This is a genomic window from Rhodococcus sp. NBC_00294 (assembly GCF_036163995.1).
Taxonomy (GTDB): Bacteria; Actinomycetota; Actinomycetes; order Mycobacteriales; family Mycobacteriaceae; genus Rhodococcoides.
Genome location: NZ_CP108044.1, coordinates 13,536 through 31,083 on the forward strand (window position 1 = coordinate 13,536; position 17,548 = coordinate 31,083).

The window sequence follows — 17,548 nt, forward strand, 5'->3', positions numbered from 1 at the left end:
GCGGTGGTGGGACGAGAGCAGTGCGGGCGGTCAGGAACCGTCGGCGGTGGAACCGGTCGTAGTGGGTGCGCTGCTCGTGCTCGATGAGGTGGTCGTGCTCGCCCCGGTGGTGGTGGAAACGGTGGAGGTGGTCGACGTGCCGCCGGTCGCGGGTGCTCCGGTGGTGGTGCTCGTGACGGGCGAGCTGCGGGTCGTCTGTGAGCTGCCGGTGTCGGCGAGGGCGTCGGCGAGGCGGGTGAACCACTCGACGGTGAACTTCGCCGGCGATAGTCCGTCGGCGGTGACGGGAACCTGGTCGTAGGTGCCGTGCAGGCGCACGGTGTCCCAGTAGCGGACGTCCGTTGCGAGGGTCAGCAGGCCTTTGTTGTCCTCGGCGCCGCGGGTGATCTCGGAGTAGATCCGCCGTTGCACCGACGAGATGGTGGCCGGCGGGAACAGCTGCGCCGTGGCGGCGGTGATCTTCGTTCCCAGTACCGCCAGAGCCGCCGGCGGATCGGCCAGGCCCACGGTGGCGAGTTCGGTGATCGTGGCGGGGGTCAGCACTTTCTTGGCCACGGTGACCGCGGCGCCGAGCCCCATGACTCCGGCCTTGACCACGGCGCGGACGATCTTCGCGTCGGCTTCCGGGGTATCGGACGTCGGGGCCGAGTTCTCGGCGAGGCGGCCGAGGACGGTGTCTCCGCCGGAGGCGACCTGGAACTCCCCGCCCGTGAAGTCGACGTCCTCGTCGACGACGTCGGCAGCAGTGCGCAGTGTCGCTCCGCCCACAGCCCCGGCGAGATCGACGAGGGTGCGCTGCGGGTCCTGCTCCTGCAGGTGCAGTTGACCGGAGATGTTGGTGGCGATCCTCGCCAGCGACGAGTTCGCCGGCAGTGAGCACGCGAGGTCGCCGGGAGTGCAGAACTGCGCGACGCGGCCACTGAGCTGACCGAATGCCCTGCCCCCGGTTGAGGTTGCCGAGGTGGCGGAGGCGGCGAGTGTGGGGGCGATCCCGCCTCCGTCGGCGGGCGGAGCGGTCACGGCCAGGCCGTCGAGATCGGCCGCGGGAACCCCGGGCGGCGGTGCCGGTGCGTCGGGTGTTGACGAGCCGGGGAATGTCGCCGCACCCGCGGGGCGGGTGGGGTCGGAGAACAGCGCGACCGCCGCGACGTCGGCGGCGGAAACCGGTCCGGTGCCCGCCCCGATGGTGCGGGCGAGTTCGGAGGCGACCTGGGCGCCTTGCGAGTAGCCGGTCAGAGCGATCTTGCTGCCGGGGCACTTCTCGGCGTAGTCGATGAGGAACCTCTCGGCCGCTGCGACACCGTCGGCGATGGACTGTGCGTAGGGCAGGTCGGTGCTGTCGCCGGGCTTGCCGCCGAAGCTCGCTGCGTACGGGATCAGGGTGCGCCCGACCTCTGCGGCTGCCAGGGAGAGCGGGATGGTGATCGCGGAGCCCAGGAACCCGGAGTCGACGTCGGTGGCCGCGGCGTCACCGGACTCTCCTGTGCCTTGCAGCCCGAACACGTGGAGCACGTCGCACCCGGTGGGAGGTGCCTGCGTGGGTGCAGCAGAGGCGGTGCCGGTCGCCGCGGCCGCCGCGAGGGTGGCGGCGACGGCGGCCGCGAGGAGCCGCGTGCGCCACGTCTGCGGCGGCACGAGGTGGTGCGGGCGTGGGGTCATGGTCGGTGGGCCTCTCGGTGCAGGTGAGCGCGGGATCCGGACAACACGGCGACAGCGGCGCCGAGAGCGGCGGCCGACAACTGGGAGGGGTCGATACCGACACCGGCGGCGAGTTCGGCGTCGTAGGGCAGATGCACGACCCCGGCCACCCGGCCGGTCAGCGCATCGGCGAGCGGCCCGGTGACGTGGTCGACGCCGGGGCGCTGGGAGGTGACGACGAGCTGCACGCTGCGGCCCATCCCGGCGATGCCGAGACGGCCCCGCAGCTCGGTCAGAACGGGGCGTGCGGCGTTGGCCGCCCCCGGTCGGTCGTCGATGGTGACGACGATGTGATCGGCCAGGTCGGCAGCGGCGTCGAACCACGCCGACCCGATGCAGGCTCCGGCGTCGACGACCACGAGTCCGTGGCCACCGACCGCGGCGCGGGCGGCGGTCACCGCCGCCGCGAGGTGCGAGGGCGATGCGTCGTCGCGGCGGTCCCGACCCAGAACGGTCCACCCGGTGGACGTGGGCAGCGCGCGGTCACCGGTGAGCCAGACGCTCCACACGGCGGCCGTCTGCGCGACGGGGGCGGGCGTGCGGCGGCTGATGTCCCCGCCGACGGGTGTTCCGTCGAGGACGACGACGGTGTCGTCGGAGACCATCGCCAGCAGCATCGCCACCACGCTTGTTCCGGATCCGCCGTGAGCGCCGGCGACGACGATGATCGGGGCCGGCGCGGTCGGACCGTCCTCGACGACGACCTCTTGTGCCGGATCGGCCGCTGCGACGGGCTCCGCGTCGGCAGTGTCGGCGGCCGCGGCGGTGGGCAGCCAGTCCAGGTAGGACGGGCTTGTCCCGGATGCGCCGGTCACGACGCAGGGCCGATGGCGGCGATGACGGCGGCGTCTCCGGTGGCGGCCGGTGCGGTGGTCATGGAGCTGACGAACCGCTTCTGCTCGCCACCGGGGCGACGTTCGATCACCGTCACCCGGAACTGCGACGGCGCTGACTCGTCGGCGAGGACGCAGTGCTCGGTGCCGGCGGGGATGGCGGCGACGGCGGCCGCGAACGCAGCGGGGTCGAGGTCGATACCGTCGGCGAGCTGCGCGTCAGCCGCTCCGACGTCGCGGCTGCGGTAGTAGGCATCCTCGATGCGGGCGATGACCGCGAGGTCCGGATCGGCGGAGTCCGCGGAGGCGACCTCACCGCCGGGCTGCTGGGCGCACCACTGCCCGAAGGGCAGAACAGCCGGCGTGGTCGGTGTCGGTGCCGTGGAGGTTGTGGTCACTGCCTCCGTGGTCGCGACGAGTTCCTGCGCCAGCGAGGGGGCCGGCGCGTCGTCGGTCACGGAGGCTAGGACGGCCCAGGCAGCGCCGCCTGCGACGGCCACGAGAGCGGCGGCGGACACCAGGGCCGCCAGGGACGAGCGATGGCGGCGTACCCACCCCGCCTCGGCCGCGGAAGCGAGGGGCGCCGCGGGGACGTTCACCGGTGCAGTCGCGGTGGGGAGTTCGGCGAGGACTGCCTGCCACGGAGCGAGGTGGTCGTCGGCTCGCTGGTCCGGTGGGGTCATCACCGCGACGTGGCCGGTGTGCTCGTCGGAGTGGTCGACCACCGGATCCGTTGCTGGAGGGCACGGTCCGGTGGCGGGGTGGGCGGACAACGGGGCGAACCACTCGTCGTCTGCTCGGTTCGAGGAGGGCATCTCCGCGTCTCCTTCCTTGGTGTCGGTGTCGGTGTCGGTGAGTGGTCGTGGTGTGTCTGTGGCGAGGTGGTCGGCCGAACCTTCGGATACGGCCGGACCCCGGTGAGGAGGCCTGGCCGCACCCGGCGATCAGGCCGGACGGAACGACGCGAGCGCGCTGTTCAGTGCTGCCGCGCCCTGCTCGAGCGCCGGGGCGTTGTCGGCGATCACGGTGTCGACCGCGCCCAGGACGTCGGCGCCGCCGGGCACGTCGGCGACTGTTTGGCGGGCCTGCTCGACGTAGGCAGGGGCCGTGTCGATCACCTGCTGGACGTCCTGCGGCGGTGTCCACACCGGAGCAGCGGGAGCGGGAGCTGGTGCGCCGGGTGCAGGGGCGGGGACAGGGGCGGGTTCGGTGATGATCTGCTGCTCTCCACCGGTGACCGTGGCGCCGAGGAGGCCGCCGAGTGCGGCGCCGGTGACGGTCAGGCCGACGACGATCGGCGCGGACAGTGCAGCCCCCGCAGCCCCACCGGCCAGTGCGGCTGCACCGGGGATGAACACCCACCCGACGGGTCCGCCCCACACGATCGCCCCGCTGCCCGTGGTTGCGGCGACGCCGACCGCTCCGCCGAGTCCTGCTCCGGTGGCGGTGATGACGGTCGCGGGGACGAGCGAGGTCAGGAACCCTGCGGTGCCGCCGGCGACGATGCCGGTGGCGACTCCCGCGGAGATGCGGTCGGCGCGGGGTGCGTCGGCGAATCCGGCGTCGACGAGGAAGTTTCCGCCGTCTGCCTGCATGGCCTGACTGGTGTTGTTGAACTGTTCCACCAAGTTCGGGTCCACGACATTCCGGTCGTAGGGCACGATCTCGCCGCCGACGCCGAGGTAGCCCTCCGGAATGTCGATGGGTGCGATGACCTTACGTTCGACAGTGGGCACAGGAGGCGGCGCGAGCGGTGCGGGCGGCCCGACCTGTGGGGCCGGCTGCGCGGGAGGCGCCGAGTAGTAGACGGCCGGGACGGTGGAGGACTGCTGGCGGCCGGACTGGTAGTCGTCGTAGCTGCGCCACTGCGACTGCTGTACCTGCGGGGACGGGGTGTATCCGGGCAGGAACTCGCGCTGCTGAGTGGGTACGGGGACGGTGGTGGACAGACCCGGTTGCTGCGGGGTCGTGGTCGTCAGCCCGGGTTGGACCTCGTCGGCGGCGGCGGGACCGGCGAAAGCGACCGCCACCGCGACCGCAGATGCAGCAACCACGGTGGAACGCGTTGCTGTTCTACGACGACGGTGACGCCTGAAACTGCTGTCACTGTTCAACATTCTGGACCTTTCAAGAAAATCTTGAGTGAGTTGGCCCGGCCGAGCTAGGTCGACAACCGACCGTTCAGCCTCAGTAGGTGCGGCCACTGAGAGACGAACGTCGTGGCGACATGCGTTGCAGACGCGCAGATCGACACAGGTGGGCGTCACGCTGAATGGAAAGCAAACGTCGCCGAACAATCGGCGCCCATGCTTGACCTCGACAACAGCTGCATGTCGGCCGTGAATTGGTGCTCGACAGGACCTAGGACGGGCACTGCTCTTACGGCGAAGAGCATTTGTCGACACGCTCGCAAGTCGCCCTCGGGAACGGTCGCTGTCGGTAGCCTGGAGCTACCACGCCCTTTTCTGGTGTGTGGGTTGGTCCCTGGACGCGCTACGCGGACGGCAATCAGCTTGCGCGTTCAGGGACTCTTCTAAGCCGCAGGTTGGCCCTCCTTCCCAACTTGACGTTCTAAACAACCAGTTTCACCGTAGCATCTAAACATCCTTTATGTGCTACAGCGTCGGCGCAAGTGGCATCGTGTCCACTCGTGGGGTTCCTTCGTTGAGGCGGCGACTGCGAGGCTTCGCGCCAGAACAACTCCGGGCACGTCGCCTCGCCATGGGCCTCAGCGGGGCTGAAGTTGCCCGTCTGGTGGGCGTCGCATCTTCGACGTACTCGCAATGGGAGCGGGGACAGTCGCACCCTCGCATCGACTCACTGGCTCGCTGCGCAGAAGAACTGGGTCGGCCGATCAGTGACTTCGTCTTTGTCGCCGAGGAAGAGGAGTACCTGGGTGACCTGCGCACCTCTCGCGGTCTGACCCAAGGCGCGCTCGCCAACGAGGTGGGTGTCAGTCCCCAGTACATCGGAGCATTGGAGCGGGGCCAGAGTCGACTGGGAGGCTCGACCGCATCAAGGGTCGCGGAGGTTTTGCGGTATCCCGTTCCACGCGTCGTTGCGGCGTACGAACGAGTCCGTAGCCGTCCGCGAGGTGAGCCAGCTTGACGCTGTTGTGGCAGTGGAAACAACATATACAAACTCCAGACGCAGTATCGATGTCACGGAAGCGAACAAGCATCCGTGATGGATGGGCTGCGTCTGAAGGCCGTTCGGCCAACAGGAATCTCGACCTAGAAGGTGGAGTGCCTCGGCGAAACTATCACGACTGTCGCCGGACCGGAATCCGTGCCGGACCATCATGTGACGTCGGAGCGGCCGCGGGCAGCACGGCGAGGACCAGACGCTCACTCAACTGTCCCGGGTAGGGTCTGAGCTCCACTTCAGTGCGTTGCCACCGCCAACCAGCGCCGTCCTTGGCTCGGATGCGAATGACCGCGACGACGGGTTGGTGAATAGACCGCGACCACTGGTCGAGGGCATTGGTCAAGACAGACCGATCCTCCTCATGGACAACATCGCGTCCGCTTGCAACATCCCTCCATCGGACCCACTCAGGTGCATCCGTCAGCCACATCGTCAGGATTCCGGTGTGCGCATCAAACACCGCCATCCGGGTGCCCGCGCTCTCCAAGGCGCTGGGTAGGCCCAGTTCGAGCAGCGTCGGCTTGTCAGGTGGAGTCGTGTCGGTGACGTCGTGCCACAGCAGTCGCAGGCCGACATTGCCGGGGTCGGTCCGACCCTTGCCCCAACAGTGCCAACGCATGATGTGCCCGTCAGCGTGCAAGACGGACATCGGGCCTTCCCAGCTTCTGCCGTGCTCTGGGTTCAACGCCGCGGCGAACAGCGACTCCGAATCATCGAACTTGACGGCTTTGGCGTAGTACTCGGCGGGCGTGCGTTCAGGGACGTGATCGGCGGGGTCTACCCCGGACATCAAGGCTGCCTCGAGCGACTGAGCGATCACAGTTCGCTGCAGCAACCACGAGATCCCCGAAACGATACGAGGAGGGTCAGGAACGATGCCTGGCTCGCCCAACCAAAGTTGAGCGCCGTGTGCCTCGCCTGAGGGCCCCAGCACTGGAACCACGCGGATCAGAAAGGTGCCGCGGCGGCTCGCGACCTGGTGGTCTTGGACCTGCCGAGAACGGCAGGCGTGCTCGACGAGCAGGGGCAGGTCGATGTCTGACGCGGGTGACAAACGGTCGACCTTCGTCCAGTTCCTAGTTCGCCCGCCTGAGCTGACGACCGTCATCACTCCCGGTGTCAGAGTTTCGATCAAGTGCCAACTGTTCATAACATCCATGCGCGTACTCCCCCCGACTAGGCGAGACCAGACGCTACATCTAAACGCAACGTGAGAGTCGCAATCGAACACCGTGAGGTCGCAACGTGATGGCTTCCCGTACGTCCAACTCGTAGCTGTCATCAGGTACCACGTCGTAACGCCGGACGATGGACGCAAGGGCCAACACCGCCTCGTGGAGTGCGAACTGACGACCGATGCACGCTCGCAGACCTGTCCCCCACGGCTTATAGACACGGTCGGGAGCATTGTCCGTCCTGCCGACCATGAACCGATCGGGGTCGAAGCTTCTGGCATCTGCTCCCCACGATGCAGATCGATGCACCTGTGGAAGAAGGACGAAGACCCACCCTTCCGGAATCTCGTAGCCGCCCAGTTCGGCCGGGCCGCGTTCACGCGCCTTGCGGAAGTATCCAGGTGCAGCCGGCCACAGACGTAACGTCTCGTCGATCACCCGGCGAACACGACGGAGTTTCGGTACGTCGTCGAACTCGACGGCGCCACCATCAGGAGAGACGTCTTCCACCTCGTCACGCAAAGACTGCAACAGACCAGAGTCACGACTCAAGAAGTGCAGTGCGAATGCCATGGTCGACGCAGTCGTCTCGTTCCCGGCAACGAGGAAGGTGATGATCTGGTTCTTGATGTTCTCGACACTGAGACCAACCCCTGTCGTGGGGTCGACCGTTTCGAACATGTGCTGCAGCAGGTCTGAGTTCGCGTTGACGCCGGAACGGCGAGTAGGCATCCGGCTCTCGACAAGTGAGTCGACAGTGTCCCGGATCAACGCCAAGTCCTTGTCGTGCTGCCGGGAGGCGGATCGACCTGTGACGGCTCGGACCACGGGTACATCGTTCGAGGATCGATTGACGTAACGAAGCGCCCGAGCAATCGCCTCGGCGAATGGCACGCCACCGTCGAACGTTCCGAAATCGTGTGAGAGGGCGCACCGCCCGATCACATCGAACGCCAGTTTCGAGCACTCTTCATAGGCATCAACTGACTCGGAAGCGGGTGAGTTGTCCCAAGTTGTCAGCAGTCCGTCGATGGAACGTTGCATCGATTTGTGATGGCGGCGCATCGCAGCCTTGTTGAAGGCCGGGCCGAGTACCGCATGCCCCAGTTGCCAGTTGGGTTCGGAGTTGAACGCGGTGAACAGCCCGTCGCCCGCGATGCCGCGCAGCTTGCGATGCGGAAGGCCGAGAAACTTGGCCCACACCTTCTCGTTGTTGACCTGATTGACCAAAATCGGATCGGACACCACCACGAGTCGATGTCCGAAGATCTTGCGCTCGTAGATGCCCCCGAGCTCATCGGCCATCTTCATCTCTCGCTGCACTGGCTTCGATGAATCGACGCTGAGCAGATCGCCCGCGATGGGAAGCCGGAATCTCGGATGCGGGAGGCGAGCGAGCGGTGGTCCAACTTCATCCATGGAGACAGTGTCCCTCAGCGCGGTGCCGGTTATTTTGGGTCGCGATTACGGCGTGTCCTCCCCACGCGGAACCGGCCGCAGGGCAGTATCAGCTTGCCGTCCGTGGTTGTTTGCACCGAACCCGACAAGGAGGTACACCTCATGGGACGTCCCCATCTTGGTCCGACTACGCGTCTCGGATCAGTCCCGACGGAGGTCTACGCGGCGCTGACCGCGGCGGCAGCACAGCACGGCTACAGGGAGACGACGGCTTACGTTTCGGACATCCTCAGTCTCCATGTCGGCAGGGCCGACAAACTACGGGGCCCACTCAGCCAGGAGGTACTGCCTTTGACGGGCTAGTTCAGCGCTGCAAACTCCGCGCATCTATCCGCGTGCGGAGCACATGAGAGCGAGCCCAGAAACCACCGAGCCCCCCAACCTGTGGGTCGAGGGGCTCGGTGTCAGAAACGAAGGGCCAACTTCGTCCACTGGTGCTACTCACTAATCGAAGGGACAGACTGTGTCGGTCTGGTCTCAGGGTACAACGCGCCCTGATGCAGGTTCAGCAAGTGGCTGGCGTGTCTCCGCGCCAAGCGCACAGGCACTCGTCCGAGCGCGCTGTATGACCGTCGGACCGCAACACGCGGTACACGGTGATGCGACCTGGCTATCCGAAAATCTCTCGAGGTGTCGGCGTGTCGCGGCACGTCCAGCGCTGTCTCGAGGCAACATTTCTGCGGTGCCAAGGCCACCGAGAACTCGTCCCATAGGGCGCCCGCAGCTGCCTTATCGACCGGTGCAGATGAACACCAAAGTGCACCCCCAGGTCAAACAACAGCTCAACGCGATAGCGGCAGAGCGGGGCATCACGCTGGGTGCGCTGCTCGCCGAGCTCACCGCTCGGGCCGCCGGCAGCACTGTCGAGGAGCTCACTGCAGGTAGTGGGCTCGACGATCAGAGCCGGGAGTTGCCCATGACCGGGTGAACACGCTGACAACGCACGGTTCGGAGGGAACCTCCGCCGAACTTCATACGAAGCACTGAAAATGACGAAGCCCCCGGCAAGGCGGCCGAGGGCTTCAAGGTCATAAGGATCGAGCGGGAACTCGAACCTAAGTGCTGCAAATCCCCGAAGGGACTGTCTTGGCGGACAGGTCTCAGGGTACATGCTGCCCTGACTCAGCTTCAAGCATCAATCATCGTGTCGCGTCGTCGGCGGCGACACCCGACGCCTTGTGGCGCCGTCTCGCGCCCATGCTTGCGGCGCGCCGATCCATGCGTCTGTACGACGCGTCGGCGCGTGGCTTCGCCTCGTCGCGCTCGTTGACGACGAAACGCCCGCTCGTACCTGCCGCCGTTCCGTTGTTCGCTCACGGCCGGGCACGCGTCATCGCGTTGGACTTCGACGCTAAGACCTACGGCGGTGCTGCTGTCCAGGCGGATGTGGACCGGGCCCTGGGTTGGCTGGCGGAAGCCGGCGGTCGCGCGATCGTCGACGTCTCCACCAGCGGCGGCCGCCATGTCCTGGTCCCCCTGGCCCCGGGCGTCACCGCCGGCGTCGCCGAGCTGCGACCACTGCTGGATCTGTTGGCCGCTCGTCTGCCGACGTTGGACATCGTTCCGATGACCAACGCTGCGACCGGGTGCATCACCGTCCCCGGCTCCGCGTGCCGCGAGGGTGGCCACCGGGTACTGGCCGGCGATCTCACGGCCGCGATGGACACCCTGACCATCGGGTCCGAACCCGCACTGCTCACGCGCCTTACTGCGCTGCTCGGCGGACTCCCCCACAACCGCGCCCGCGTGGCTGGGGCAATGCGCACCGTCGATACCGAGATCCGCACCGCCACGGTCGCTGAGCGGATCATCGGAACCGGCCGTACTGCCCGACTGCACGGCCGCTTCTGCCGTGCCACTCCCCCACCGGCATCGGTCACGACCTTCGCGGCCACCGGCCGACTCGATCGCACACGGTGGGCATCGCGCTCGGAAGCTCGCCAGTCGGTCATCACCCACGCGGTCCTGGCCGGCGCGACCGCCGACGACATCACCGACCGGCTCAGGGCGGACGACTGGGCAGGTGTCCGCGACGCGTACGCCCACTACGGCAACGCCCTCGGCGCGGTCCGGAGGGATGCAGCGCGAGCCCTCGAATGGGCCGCATCGACACTTCCTGAGCCAGTCCGGGATGCCGGGCACAAGTTAAAGCACACAGGGGGCACAGCAGACCCGGCTTTCTCGGCGTGGCTCACGACGGCTCAGGACTGGGCTACCCGTGAATACGCTTCCCGACGCGATCGCTGGTCCACCCACGCAGTCCTGCATGCTCTCGCGTGGGGTGCGGCATCAGGAGGGGAACTGGTCGAGGGTGTTCCGGTGGTTGCGTTGGGTGGACGTTCGCTCTCGATTGCCGCGGGACTGCTCCCTGAGACAACGGTGTGGTCGGTACTGGAACGACTTAGGGACACCCCTGGATCCCCGGTCTTGCTCATCGCTCGCGGAGTCGGTCAGAACGCTGATCGGTATGCGCTGGTACCGCCGAGGGGAGATAAGCCGCCAGAGGGCAACTCAGGGCGGGAAATTCGGTCGGCCGTCATCGACACGATCCACCCGGCGTGGAGCGTCATCGGCCAGCGCCACCGCGTCGTCTACGAGGCAGTCGCGGCCGCCGATGGCCCCATGACCGTCGAGACGTTGGTACAGGCAGTGCGGATCGGGCGATCGAGTGGCTACGAGACGGTCCTTGACCTGCGCACCGCCGGCCTTCTCACTGTTGTGGGCGGCCACGTCCAGCTCGGAGACGTGAAGCTCGACGAGATCGCTCACCGGCACGGCCTGGCCGCTGCGGTTCGCGCCCGCACCGTCCGCCACCGGGCTGAACGGATTATCTGGCGCGAATGGCTGGCCGAACGCGAGGCCCAACGCATTCCCGCTCCCCCGTCGTCGCACGCAACGGTCCTCGTCGTTGACGACGGCATGGCACCACCCGACGAGGGACTCTGGGACTCGGTCATGGCGGACGAGCCGCGGTACAGGCCCGAAGACGATCCCTACGCGTCAGTAAGTCACCTTCTCATTGCCCGTGGCCTAGGTGCGGGCACAAAGCAGGTCCCCGGTGATTTTTCAGCGTCAGACCAACGAACAAGTTGGGGCACTTGATGGCTATCTACCCCGAACACCAGGGCATCCATAGACCCCGTCGCGCATCGTAGGCGCATTGGTAGCCCAGCTAGCTTTGCTAGCGTCATCAAAAGCTTGTAGCGCACGTGGTTGCAGTCGTCAGTGGCTACGGATGTTGCTTGTGGGGTTGCATCGGATCAATTGCACGTAGCACGTAGCACGTAGCACGTAGCACGTAGCACGTAGCAGGTACAGCACGTACAGCACGCACAGTCGCTAGAACAGCTAGAACAGCTAGAATTGCAAATCTAGCTTTGCTAGCTAGTTCAGCTATCTTAGTGAGAGTAGCGACACGCGCTAGGTACTCACGCGTAGCACCCGTACCTACAGAAGCTTGTGTAGTAACGTCTGCTACGAAAGAAAGCCTAGCTGGGCGCGCTCGCGTAGCTTGCGTAGCAAGCCAAGAAGGAAGCTTGAAGCGAACCAATGCTCCCTACCGCTGGACGTCGCACCACCTGCGACACGCCTGTCGCGGCTTCGGCTGTTCGACACTCAGAAGGTGTCCACGCGTTTCGCAATCGTGTTCGCTTCATCCGAGATTCACGGAAAGGATTGAACCCATAATGAGTGCGCAGCCCCGAAAAATCGCCATCTGCAATCAGAAGGGTGGAGTGGGCAAAACAGCAACCACTCTTGGACTGGCGAGTGCGCTCGCAGACGCCGGCCGACACACCCTCGTGGTGGATATGGATCCCCAGTGCAACGCCACCAAGGGCCTTGGTGTGTCAGTGGACTCCGAAATGCGCACCACATACGACCTGATGACTGCGATGGCGGAGGGAAGGGCCGCGGACGCCATCGTGGCGACCGAGTGGGACAAGGTCGACCTGATCCCCGCGCACCAAACACTTGCCAACATCGAGTCTGACGGTGCCAACGACTTAATCTTCAGGCTTGATGTCGCCTTTGAGGGAGTGGACCTCTCTCCGTACAGTGCGGTGCTCTTCGACTGCCCTCCGTCCCTTGGCAAGATTCTGTTCGCCGTCTTGTGCGCCTGCGACGGGGTCATCGCGGTTACGGAGCCAACCATCGACAGCGTCGATGGCGTCGAGAACCTTCGCGAGACCATCCAGAATGTGAAGAAGCGACCCAACCCTCGATTGGAGCTGGACAAGATCGTGCTGTCCCGCAAGCGGCGCACCGGCGAGCATATTTTCCGTGAGAATGAACTGCGCGACACCTACGGCCACATCGTGGCTCGAACCGGCATTCCCGAGCTGGCAGCCAGGCAGGACGCGCACAGCAGCCGCACTCCCATTCACCTCTTCACGGGCGGTAAGGCGACGGCCCTGCGCGTCGCATATTCAGATCTTCTTCAAGAGCTGACATTCGAGAAGACAGGAGTAGCGGTGTGAACGTGAAGAGGGAACCAGCAATCAGGCGTGCTCATCCGGCAGAGAACTTGCCTGAGCGTCCACGCCCCGCTGTGGCGCCGGAAAACCCTTCCACACCGCCGCCACCCGCACCGGCTTCGGAAACGGTAGGAGGTGGGTCCAATGCGACCTCCCCCCATGACTGGCAATCGGAACGCTTGACCGACCAGCACAACGTTCGGATACGGCCCAGCACGAGGCGTCGGCTGATGAGCGGCGTCGACCAGATCCGGTACAGAACCGGGGACCGCTCAATCACCCTCGCTTCCCTTACCGATCAAGCAATACGAGAGCTGATGGATCGGATGAACGTCGATCCACCTCCAAGCGGCTCGCTATAGACAAGGGTGCTAGCAAAGATAGTTTTGCTAGCACGCTACGCGGTGGCGCGGAAGTGCTCATGCCCATGCGGTGCTGTAGGCCGACCTCGGCCGGATGCAACCGCGCCGGTACGTGCGCAACTCGTGCCCCTCTGTATTGGACCTCTCAAATGCCGATTTTTCGCACCGCGTCGCCGTGCGTTCAGGCATTTCGACGACAGCAGGCGACCATCGGCGCCATCGCCACTTAAGCCGAGCCGACATCACCGGTGTTTCTATAAGCCCGCCTTCTCGTTGCTGAAGGTGCTGAACCAACCACAACACCGCCGAACGGCGAAGTCGCCCGCTGAACTGTGCATATGCCCTAGTGGCCATCGGTGACGGCATGACTTCGCTGCGCGGATTGCGCATAGTCGGTGCAGATCGGTCTCGCCAGCCCGCGGCTCTCGACCAAACGTGAGTAGTCACCCACCACCATGCAGAAGTTGAGCCTGTTAAGTTCACTTAGCGCAACGTGCTGTGTGAACTGCCAGTTCAGCAGTGCGTGGGACGGTATGTAGGGCGCCATCGACCTCGCGCGAGGCGACATCACCGCAGCCGCCTCGTTGTTCGCGTTCCCGCACATTGGGTGCCACACCCCGAACGACACGGCCCGACTCCCGGATGTGTTCGCTGAACTGGGCATTCATCTTTCACCGTGACCGAAGGGGGTGTGTCGGCGCGGCAACGATCAAGCACAGACATAGGTGTGAGCAGTCTCCGAAGCGTCACGCGGCGGCGATCGCACGTTGTCACCCACCAAATATGTGCGGTGACCAACGAGAATTTCCTTTCCCGCAGCGTCGCCGCCGAAGAGCCAGCTCAGCGTACTTTTGGTCGCGAAGACGTGTCGGAGGCCCGGCATACAGTGCCGGACATGGCACATCAGCAGCCCGGCGACACCTCGAGGCCCGTTCCGGTCGTTCCTGCAGGCGCTGCGGCGACGTTCCCGGACCTGACAACCGACGTCGCCGCGCGGATCGAACGGTCGATGGCCTCGGCGCGGTCTGTGGGAACCCGCCGCGCCTACTCCTCGTCGTGGCGACGCTTCGAGAGCTGGTGTGGGCGCGCCGGGCACCGTCCCCTGCCGGCGCACCCGGCCACCGTCGCGGCGTACCTCGTCGACGCCGCCGACACGGTCACCGCCGACGGGACCCGGGCGTACGCGCCGGCGACGCTGGGGAAATGGGTCGCCGCGATCGCCGACCGCCACCGAAGCAGCGGATGCGAGAGCCCATGCGGCCACGAGATGGTGCGGGCCACCCTCGCCGGCATCCGCCGTGACTACGCCGCGGCAGGGGATCGGCCCCGGAACCCGCGTGCACCGCTGGTGACCGCGGACATCACCGTCATCGTCGATCACGCCCGCCGCAGCGCGACCGGGTGGGCCTCGGAGGTGTTGGAGCGCCGCGACTCGGCGCTGCTGGTGATGGGCTACACCGGGGCGTTCCGGCGCAGCGAACTCGTCGACCTCGAATGCCGCGACGTCCGCCGCGACCGCCTCGACGGAGCCCACGTGCGAATCCGCCGCTCGAAAACCGACCAGGACGGCGTCGGGTCAGTGAAGGCGCTGCCGTTCACCGACCACCACCGCACCTGCCCGGTGTGCGCGTGGATACGGTGGCTGCAAGTGGTGGCCTCGTTCGATGCGGGTGGGCGGGTGGCCGTCATCCGGTTGCTCGGCCGCGCAGTCCCGTTCGAGGTGCACGTGTGCCGAGGTCCGCTGCCCACCGCAAGCGGGCGAGCGCCACTGTTCCGGTCCATCCGCAAGAACGGCAATCTCTCGACGACGGCACTGTCGGGCGCTGCGGTGCACGCGGCGATCCGGCGCCGCGCCGCCGACGCCGGCTACGACGAACACACGGTCGCCCAGTTGGGTGGGCACTCACTGCGCGCAGGATTCGTCACCCAGGCCTTCCGCAACGGGGCCGACGCCCACGCCATCATGCGACAGACCGGCCACACCACCCCCGGCATGGTCGAGATCTACGCCCGCGAGAACGCACCCCTGATCGGCAACGCCGTCACCAGGCTGGGCCTGTGAACGCGGACCGTCAGGAGCTGGGGGGCGCGCTCGGCCCGGCGGGCCTCGACCGATCCGGTTCGTCGACGTGGGCACTGTTCCGCGACTGGTGCGCCGCCACCGAGCGACCGGCTCTGCCGGCGGACCCGTCCACGCTCGCGCAGTTCCTCACCGCTCATCCGGCGGCGGCGTCCACGCAGCGACGCCGCGTCGCCGACATCGACGCCGTGCACCGGCGCAGTGGACTGCCCGAGCCCGGACACGCGGTGACGATCCGGCTGGCGGTGAACGGGCGCCGCCGCGAACTCACCGCTCACTTCCGCGCGGCGGCGACGTCGATGATCGAGACGATCCCGACGCACGGCTGGCCTCACGCGTTGTTCGGCCGCCGCGACGCGATGATCCTGACGCTGGTCGCATCCGGAATGACCTCCACCGAGATCACTGTGTTGCGGCGCGGCGACATCACCATCGACGGCGCGGACCTCGTCGTCCGTGGGAACCATCGCATCACGGAAGATCTGTTCGGTGACCGCAGCGGTCACGGTCCGGTCGCGATCTATCGGCGGTGGGCGCAGGTTCAGTCGATTCTCGACGGTGCTGTGACGAATCGGATGATGGCCGACGCTCTCGACCCGGCTCGTGCAGGGGCCCCGAGGACCGGCGACGCGAGAGAACTGATCCCGGCGGCGCGCGCGAACGACCCGCTTTTGGTGCGCATCGACCGCTGGGGCCACACCCCGTGGGCGCCGGACCCGCTGACCGGAAGGTCAGCGTCGATCCTTGCGAGAGCACACCTGACAGGGCAGTCGCCGACTCATCGCGGACGCATCACGGGGCCGGGCGAAGTCCCCGACACTGCCGACCCGTGGTTCGAGGACGACTTCGTCCTCGATGAGAACTACTACGCGCACGGAACCCTGGCGCGTCGGCGCGCTCACCAGCGACTGTCGGATGTGGGTGCACGACTCGACGAGGTCGAGAATCGCATCGAGGAGCTCCTGCGCAAGATCGACAGCATCGACGTGGCGCCGCCGGGGTAGCGGCCCGCGGAATCCGAACCGTGCCGGGGCGCGATGATCCCGCGAACCGGGGCCCAGCAGTTCATGGAACGGCGCCCAAAGCCGACGGGTGAGCGGATGCGGGTCAGGACGCGGCGGCGACAAGTCGGCCGAGTACTCCGGATTCGAGGAGGATGAAGATACCCAAGCCGATGAACACCGCGGGTACGAGCCAGTGTTCGACCCGTTCGAGAGTGTCGACGACCTTCCTGCGTGTTCCCAAGACACTGCCGGCGTAGCACCAAATTCCGACGCAGATCAGGAACACGGCGATGGTGAGCGCGGTCTGTGGCGCACCGAGTGTCCGGAAGACGGGGGTGTAGACGGCGATGTTGTCGGCGCCGTTGGCGATGGTGATGGCGGCGACACCGGCCATTCCGGTCGCCGCGACCGGGGGGTCGTCCTCGTCGTCGCTACGCAGGCCGCGGATCAGTGTCCACAGGCCGAGCGACAGGGGCAGCACACCGAGCAGCCCGACCCAGTCCTGCGGCACGATGACCAGTCCGAGTGCGGCGACGACACTGATCGCGACGAGGGTGATCAGGCCGAGATACTGGCCGGCGACGATCTGCCAGGCCCGTGGCCGACCCTGGCTGGCGGAGGCGACGAACAGCACGGTCAGCACGACGATGTCGTCGATGTTGGTGCCGGCGAACATGGCGACGGCCGCGGCGATGGTGGTGATCACTGCCGCACCGCTTGACGACAGGATGCCCGGGCGGCGTGTTCGCGCGTGGCTGCGGCGGCCCGTCGTCGACGTCGCGACGCGCTCACGCGGATGTGTCCGATGGAGGTGGGGGATCGGAGTGCGTCGTGCTCTCTCGGAGGGTCGCGATGATGACCAGCACGACTCCGCAGGTGAGGTAGGTGTCGGCGAGGTTGAAGGTGGGCCACCAGCCGGTGTGGAAGTAGTCCGTGACGCGGCCGTCGGCGGCGCGGTCGATCACGTTGGCGGCGGCGCCGGCGACGATCGCCGCCAGTCCCACGGTCCCCGTCGGTGACCCGGCGGGGACGGTGCGCCATGCGTACACGCCGATGGCGGCGGTGATGGTGGCGGTGACGGCGATGATGACCCAGGGCGGCAACCCGTTGCCGACGCTGAAGGCGACGCCGCTGTTGTAGGCGAGCTTCAGTTGGAGTAACCCCAGGTCGATGGCGCGGCCGTCGGAGAGTGCGCGGCGGGCGACGGGGTCGGCTGCGAGTGCGGCCGCGACGAGGACTGCGACGACGATCGTCAGGATTCGCCGGGATCGAGTCGCCGAGCGGCCACCGGTCGAGACACCCGGCATCGGGCCCGA

General features: G+C 66.6%; 14 protein-coding genes. 6 read left to right on the top strand and 8 right to left on the bottom strand.

The features are described 5' to 3' along the window. Positions 1-30: 30 nt before the first annotated feature. From OHB23_RS21810 to OHB23_RS21825, 4 genes are all read right to left on the bottom strand, one after another. Entirely contained in the window at positions 31-1,659 is a 1,629-nt protein-coding gene (locus OHB23_RS21810; RefSeq protein ID WP_328811737.1) for a cutinase family protein, read from the bottom strand. After that, a complete protein-coding gene (locus OHB23_RS21815; RefSeq protein ID WP_328811738.1) occupies positions 1,656-2,513 on the bottom strand; it encodes a hypothetical protein in 858 nt (285 codons plus the stop codon). The genes OHB23_RS21810 and OHB23_RS21815 overlap by 4 nt, the downstream gene beginning before the upstream one ends. Beyond that, a complete protein-coding gene (locus OHB23_RS21820; protein WP_328811739.1) occupies positions 2,510-3,346 on the bottom strand; it encodes a hypothetical protein in 837 nt (278 codons plus the stop codon). Before OHB23_RS21820 ends, OHB23_RS21815 begins: the two co-directional genes overlap by 4 nt. 129 nt (positions 3,347-3,475) lie before the next feature. Then, a complete protein-coding gene (locus tag OHB23_RS21825) occupies positions 3,476-4,585 on the bottom strand; it encodes a hypothetical protein (RefSeq protein ID WP_328811740.1) in 1,110 nt (369 codons plus the stop codon). A 556-nt stretch (positions 4,586-5,141) separates the two neighbouring features. On the opposite strand from OHB23_RS21825, the gene OHB23_RS22950 reads away from it, so the two are divergent. Further along, on the top strand, positions 5,142-5,639 hold the full coding sequence (locus tag OHB23_RS22950) for a helix-turn-helix domain-containing protein (RefSeq protein ID WP_442973054.1): 498 nt from the start codon (positions 5,142-5,144) through the stop codon (positions 5,637-5,639). A 154-nt stretch (positions 5,640-5,793) separates the two neighbouring features. Here OHB23_RS22950 and OHB23_RS21830 read toward each other — a convergent pair whose 3' ends face one another. Both OHB23_RS21830 and OHB23_RS21835 read right to left on the bottom strand, forming a co-directional pair. Continuing rightward, positions 5,794-6,813, bottom strand: a complete 1,020-nt coding sequence (locus OHB23_RS21830) for a GAF domain-containing protein (RefSeq protein ID WP_328811741.1) — start codon at positions 6,811-6,813, stop codon at positions 5,794-5,796. A gap of 64 nt (positions 6,814-6,877) precedes the next feature. Beyond that, complete coding sequence (locus OHB23_RS21835; protein WP_328811742.1) at positions 6,878-8,272, bottom strand: cytochrome P450; 1,395 nt, start codon at positions 8,270-8,272, stop codon at positions 6,878-6,880. A gap of 784 nt (positions 8,273-9,056) precedes the next feature. Between OHB23_RS21835 and OHB23_RS21840 the strand changes: the two genes are divergently transcribed. The 5 genes from OHB23_RS21840 to OHB23_RS21860 all read left to right on the top strand — a co-directional run bounded on the left by OHB23_RS21840 (position 9,057) and on the right by OHB23_RS21860 (position 16,232). Further along, positions 9,057-9,239 carry a hypothetical protein gene (locus OHB23_RS21840; protein WP_328811743.1) on the top strand — a complete coding sequence of 61 codons (183 nt, stop codon included), beginning with the start codon at positions 9,057-9,059 and terminating at the stop codon, positions 9,237-9,239. Positions 9,240-9,508: 269 nt separating this feature from the next. Further along, the gene (locus OHB23_RS21845) at positions 9,509-11,413 is read left to right on the top strand and encodes a hypothetical protein (protein ID WP_328811744.1); all 1,905 of its coding nucleotides are present in this window, start codon (positions 9,509-9,511) and stop codon (positions 11,411-11,413) included. A 584-nt stretch (positions 11,414-11,997) separates the two neighbouring features. Further along, on the top strand, positions 11,998-12,789 hold the full coding sequence (locus OHB23_RS21850) for a ParA family protein (protein ID WP_328811745.1): 792 nt from the start codon (positions 11,998-12,000) through the stop codon (positions 12,787-12,789). A gap of 1,254 nt (positions 12,790-14,043) precedes the next feature. Then, positions 14,044-15,210, top strand: coding sequence for a site-specific integrase (locus OHB23_RS21855; protein WP_328811746.1), 1,167 nt, complete (start codon positions 14,044-14,046; stop codon positions 15,208-15,210). After that, positions 15,207-16,232 (top strand): recombinase, encoded by a 1,026-nt coding sequence (locus OHB23_RS21860; RefSeq protein WP_222647655.1) that lies wholly within the window; start codon positions 15,207-15,209, stop codon positions 16,230-16,232. Before OHB23_RS21855 ends, OHB23_RS21860 begins: the two co-directional genes overlap by 4 nt. A gap of 103 nt (positions 16,233-16,335) precedes the next feature. On the opposite strand, the gene OHB23_RS21865 is transcribed toward OHB23_RS21860, so the two are convergent. Together OHB23_RS21865 and OHB23_RS21870 are read right to left on the bottom strand one after the other, a co-directional pair. Beyond that, positions 16,336-16,938 (bottom strand): cadmium resistance transporter, encoded by a 603-nt coding sequence (locus tag OHB23_RS21865; RefSeq protein ID WP_222647656.1) that lies wholly within the window; start codon positions 16,936-16,938, stop codon positions 16,336-16,338. Between the two features lie 82 nt (positions 16,939-17,020). Continuing rightward, positions 17,021-17,539, bottom strand: a complete 519-nt coding sequence (locus tag OHB23_RS21870) for a signal peptidase II (protein WP_328811747.1) — start codon at positions 17,537-17,539, stop codon at positions 17,021-17,023. Positions 17,540-17,548: the final 9 nt, after the last annotated feature.

What these genes read in the sequence shown, in the direction of transcription:
- OHB23_RS21845 (WP_328811744.1), top strand. Translation starts at nt 9,509, where the DNA reads ATGCTTGCGGCGCGCCGATCCATGCGTCTGTACGACGCGTCGGCGCGT.
- OHB23_RS21850 (WP_328811745.1), top strand. Translation starts at nt 11,998, where the DNA reads ATGAGTGCGCAGCCCCGAAAAATCGCCATCTGCAATCAGAAGGGTGGA.
- OHB23_RS21855 (WP_328811746.1), top strand. Translation starts at nt 14,044, where the DNA reads ATGGCACATCAGCAGCCCGGCGACACCTCGAGGCCCGTTCCGGTCGTT.
- OHB23_RS21835 (WP_328811742.1), bottom strand. Translation starts at nt 8,272, where the DNA reads ATGGATGAAGTTGGACCACCGCTCGCTCGCCTCCCGCATCCGAGATTC.
- OHB23_RS21870 (WP_328811747.1), bottom strand. Translation starts at nt 17,539, where the DNA reads ATGCCGGGTGTCTCGACCGGTGGCCGCTCGGCGACTCGATCCCGGCGA.
- OHB23_RS21810 (WP_328811737.1), bottom strand. Translation starts at nt 1,659, where the DNA reads ATGACCCCACGCCCGCACCACCTCGTGCCGCCGCAGACGTGGCGCACG.
- OHB23_RS22950 (WP_442973054.1), top strand. Translation starts at nt 5,142, where the DNA reads ATGTGCTACAGCGTCGGCGCAAGTGGCATCGTGTCCACTCGTGGGGTT.
- OHB23_RS21820 (WP_328811739.1), bottom strand. Translation starts at nt 3,346, where the DNA reads ATGCCCTCCTCGAACCGAGCAGACGACGAGTGGTTCGCCCCGTTGTCC.
- OHB23_RS21840 (WP_328811743.1), top strand. Translation starts at nt 9,057, where the DNA reads ATGAACACCAAAGTGCACCCCCAGGTCAAACAACAGCTCAACGCGATA.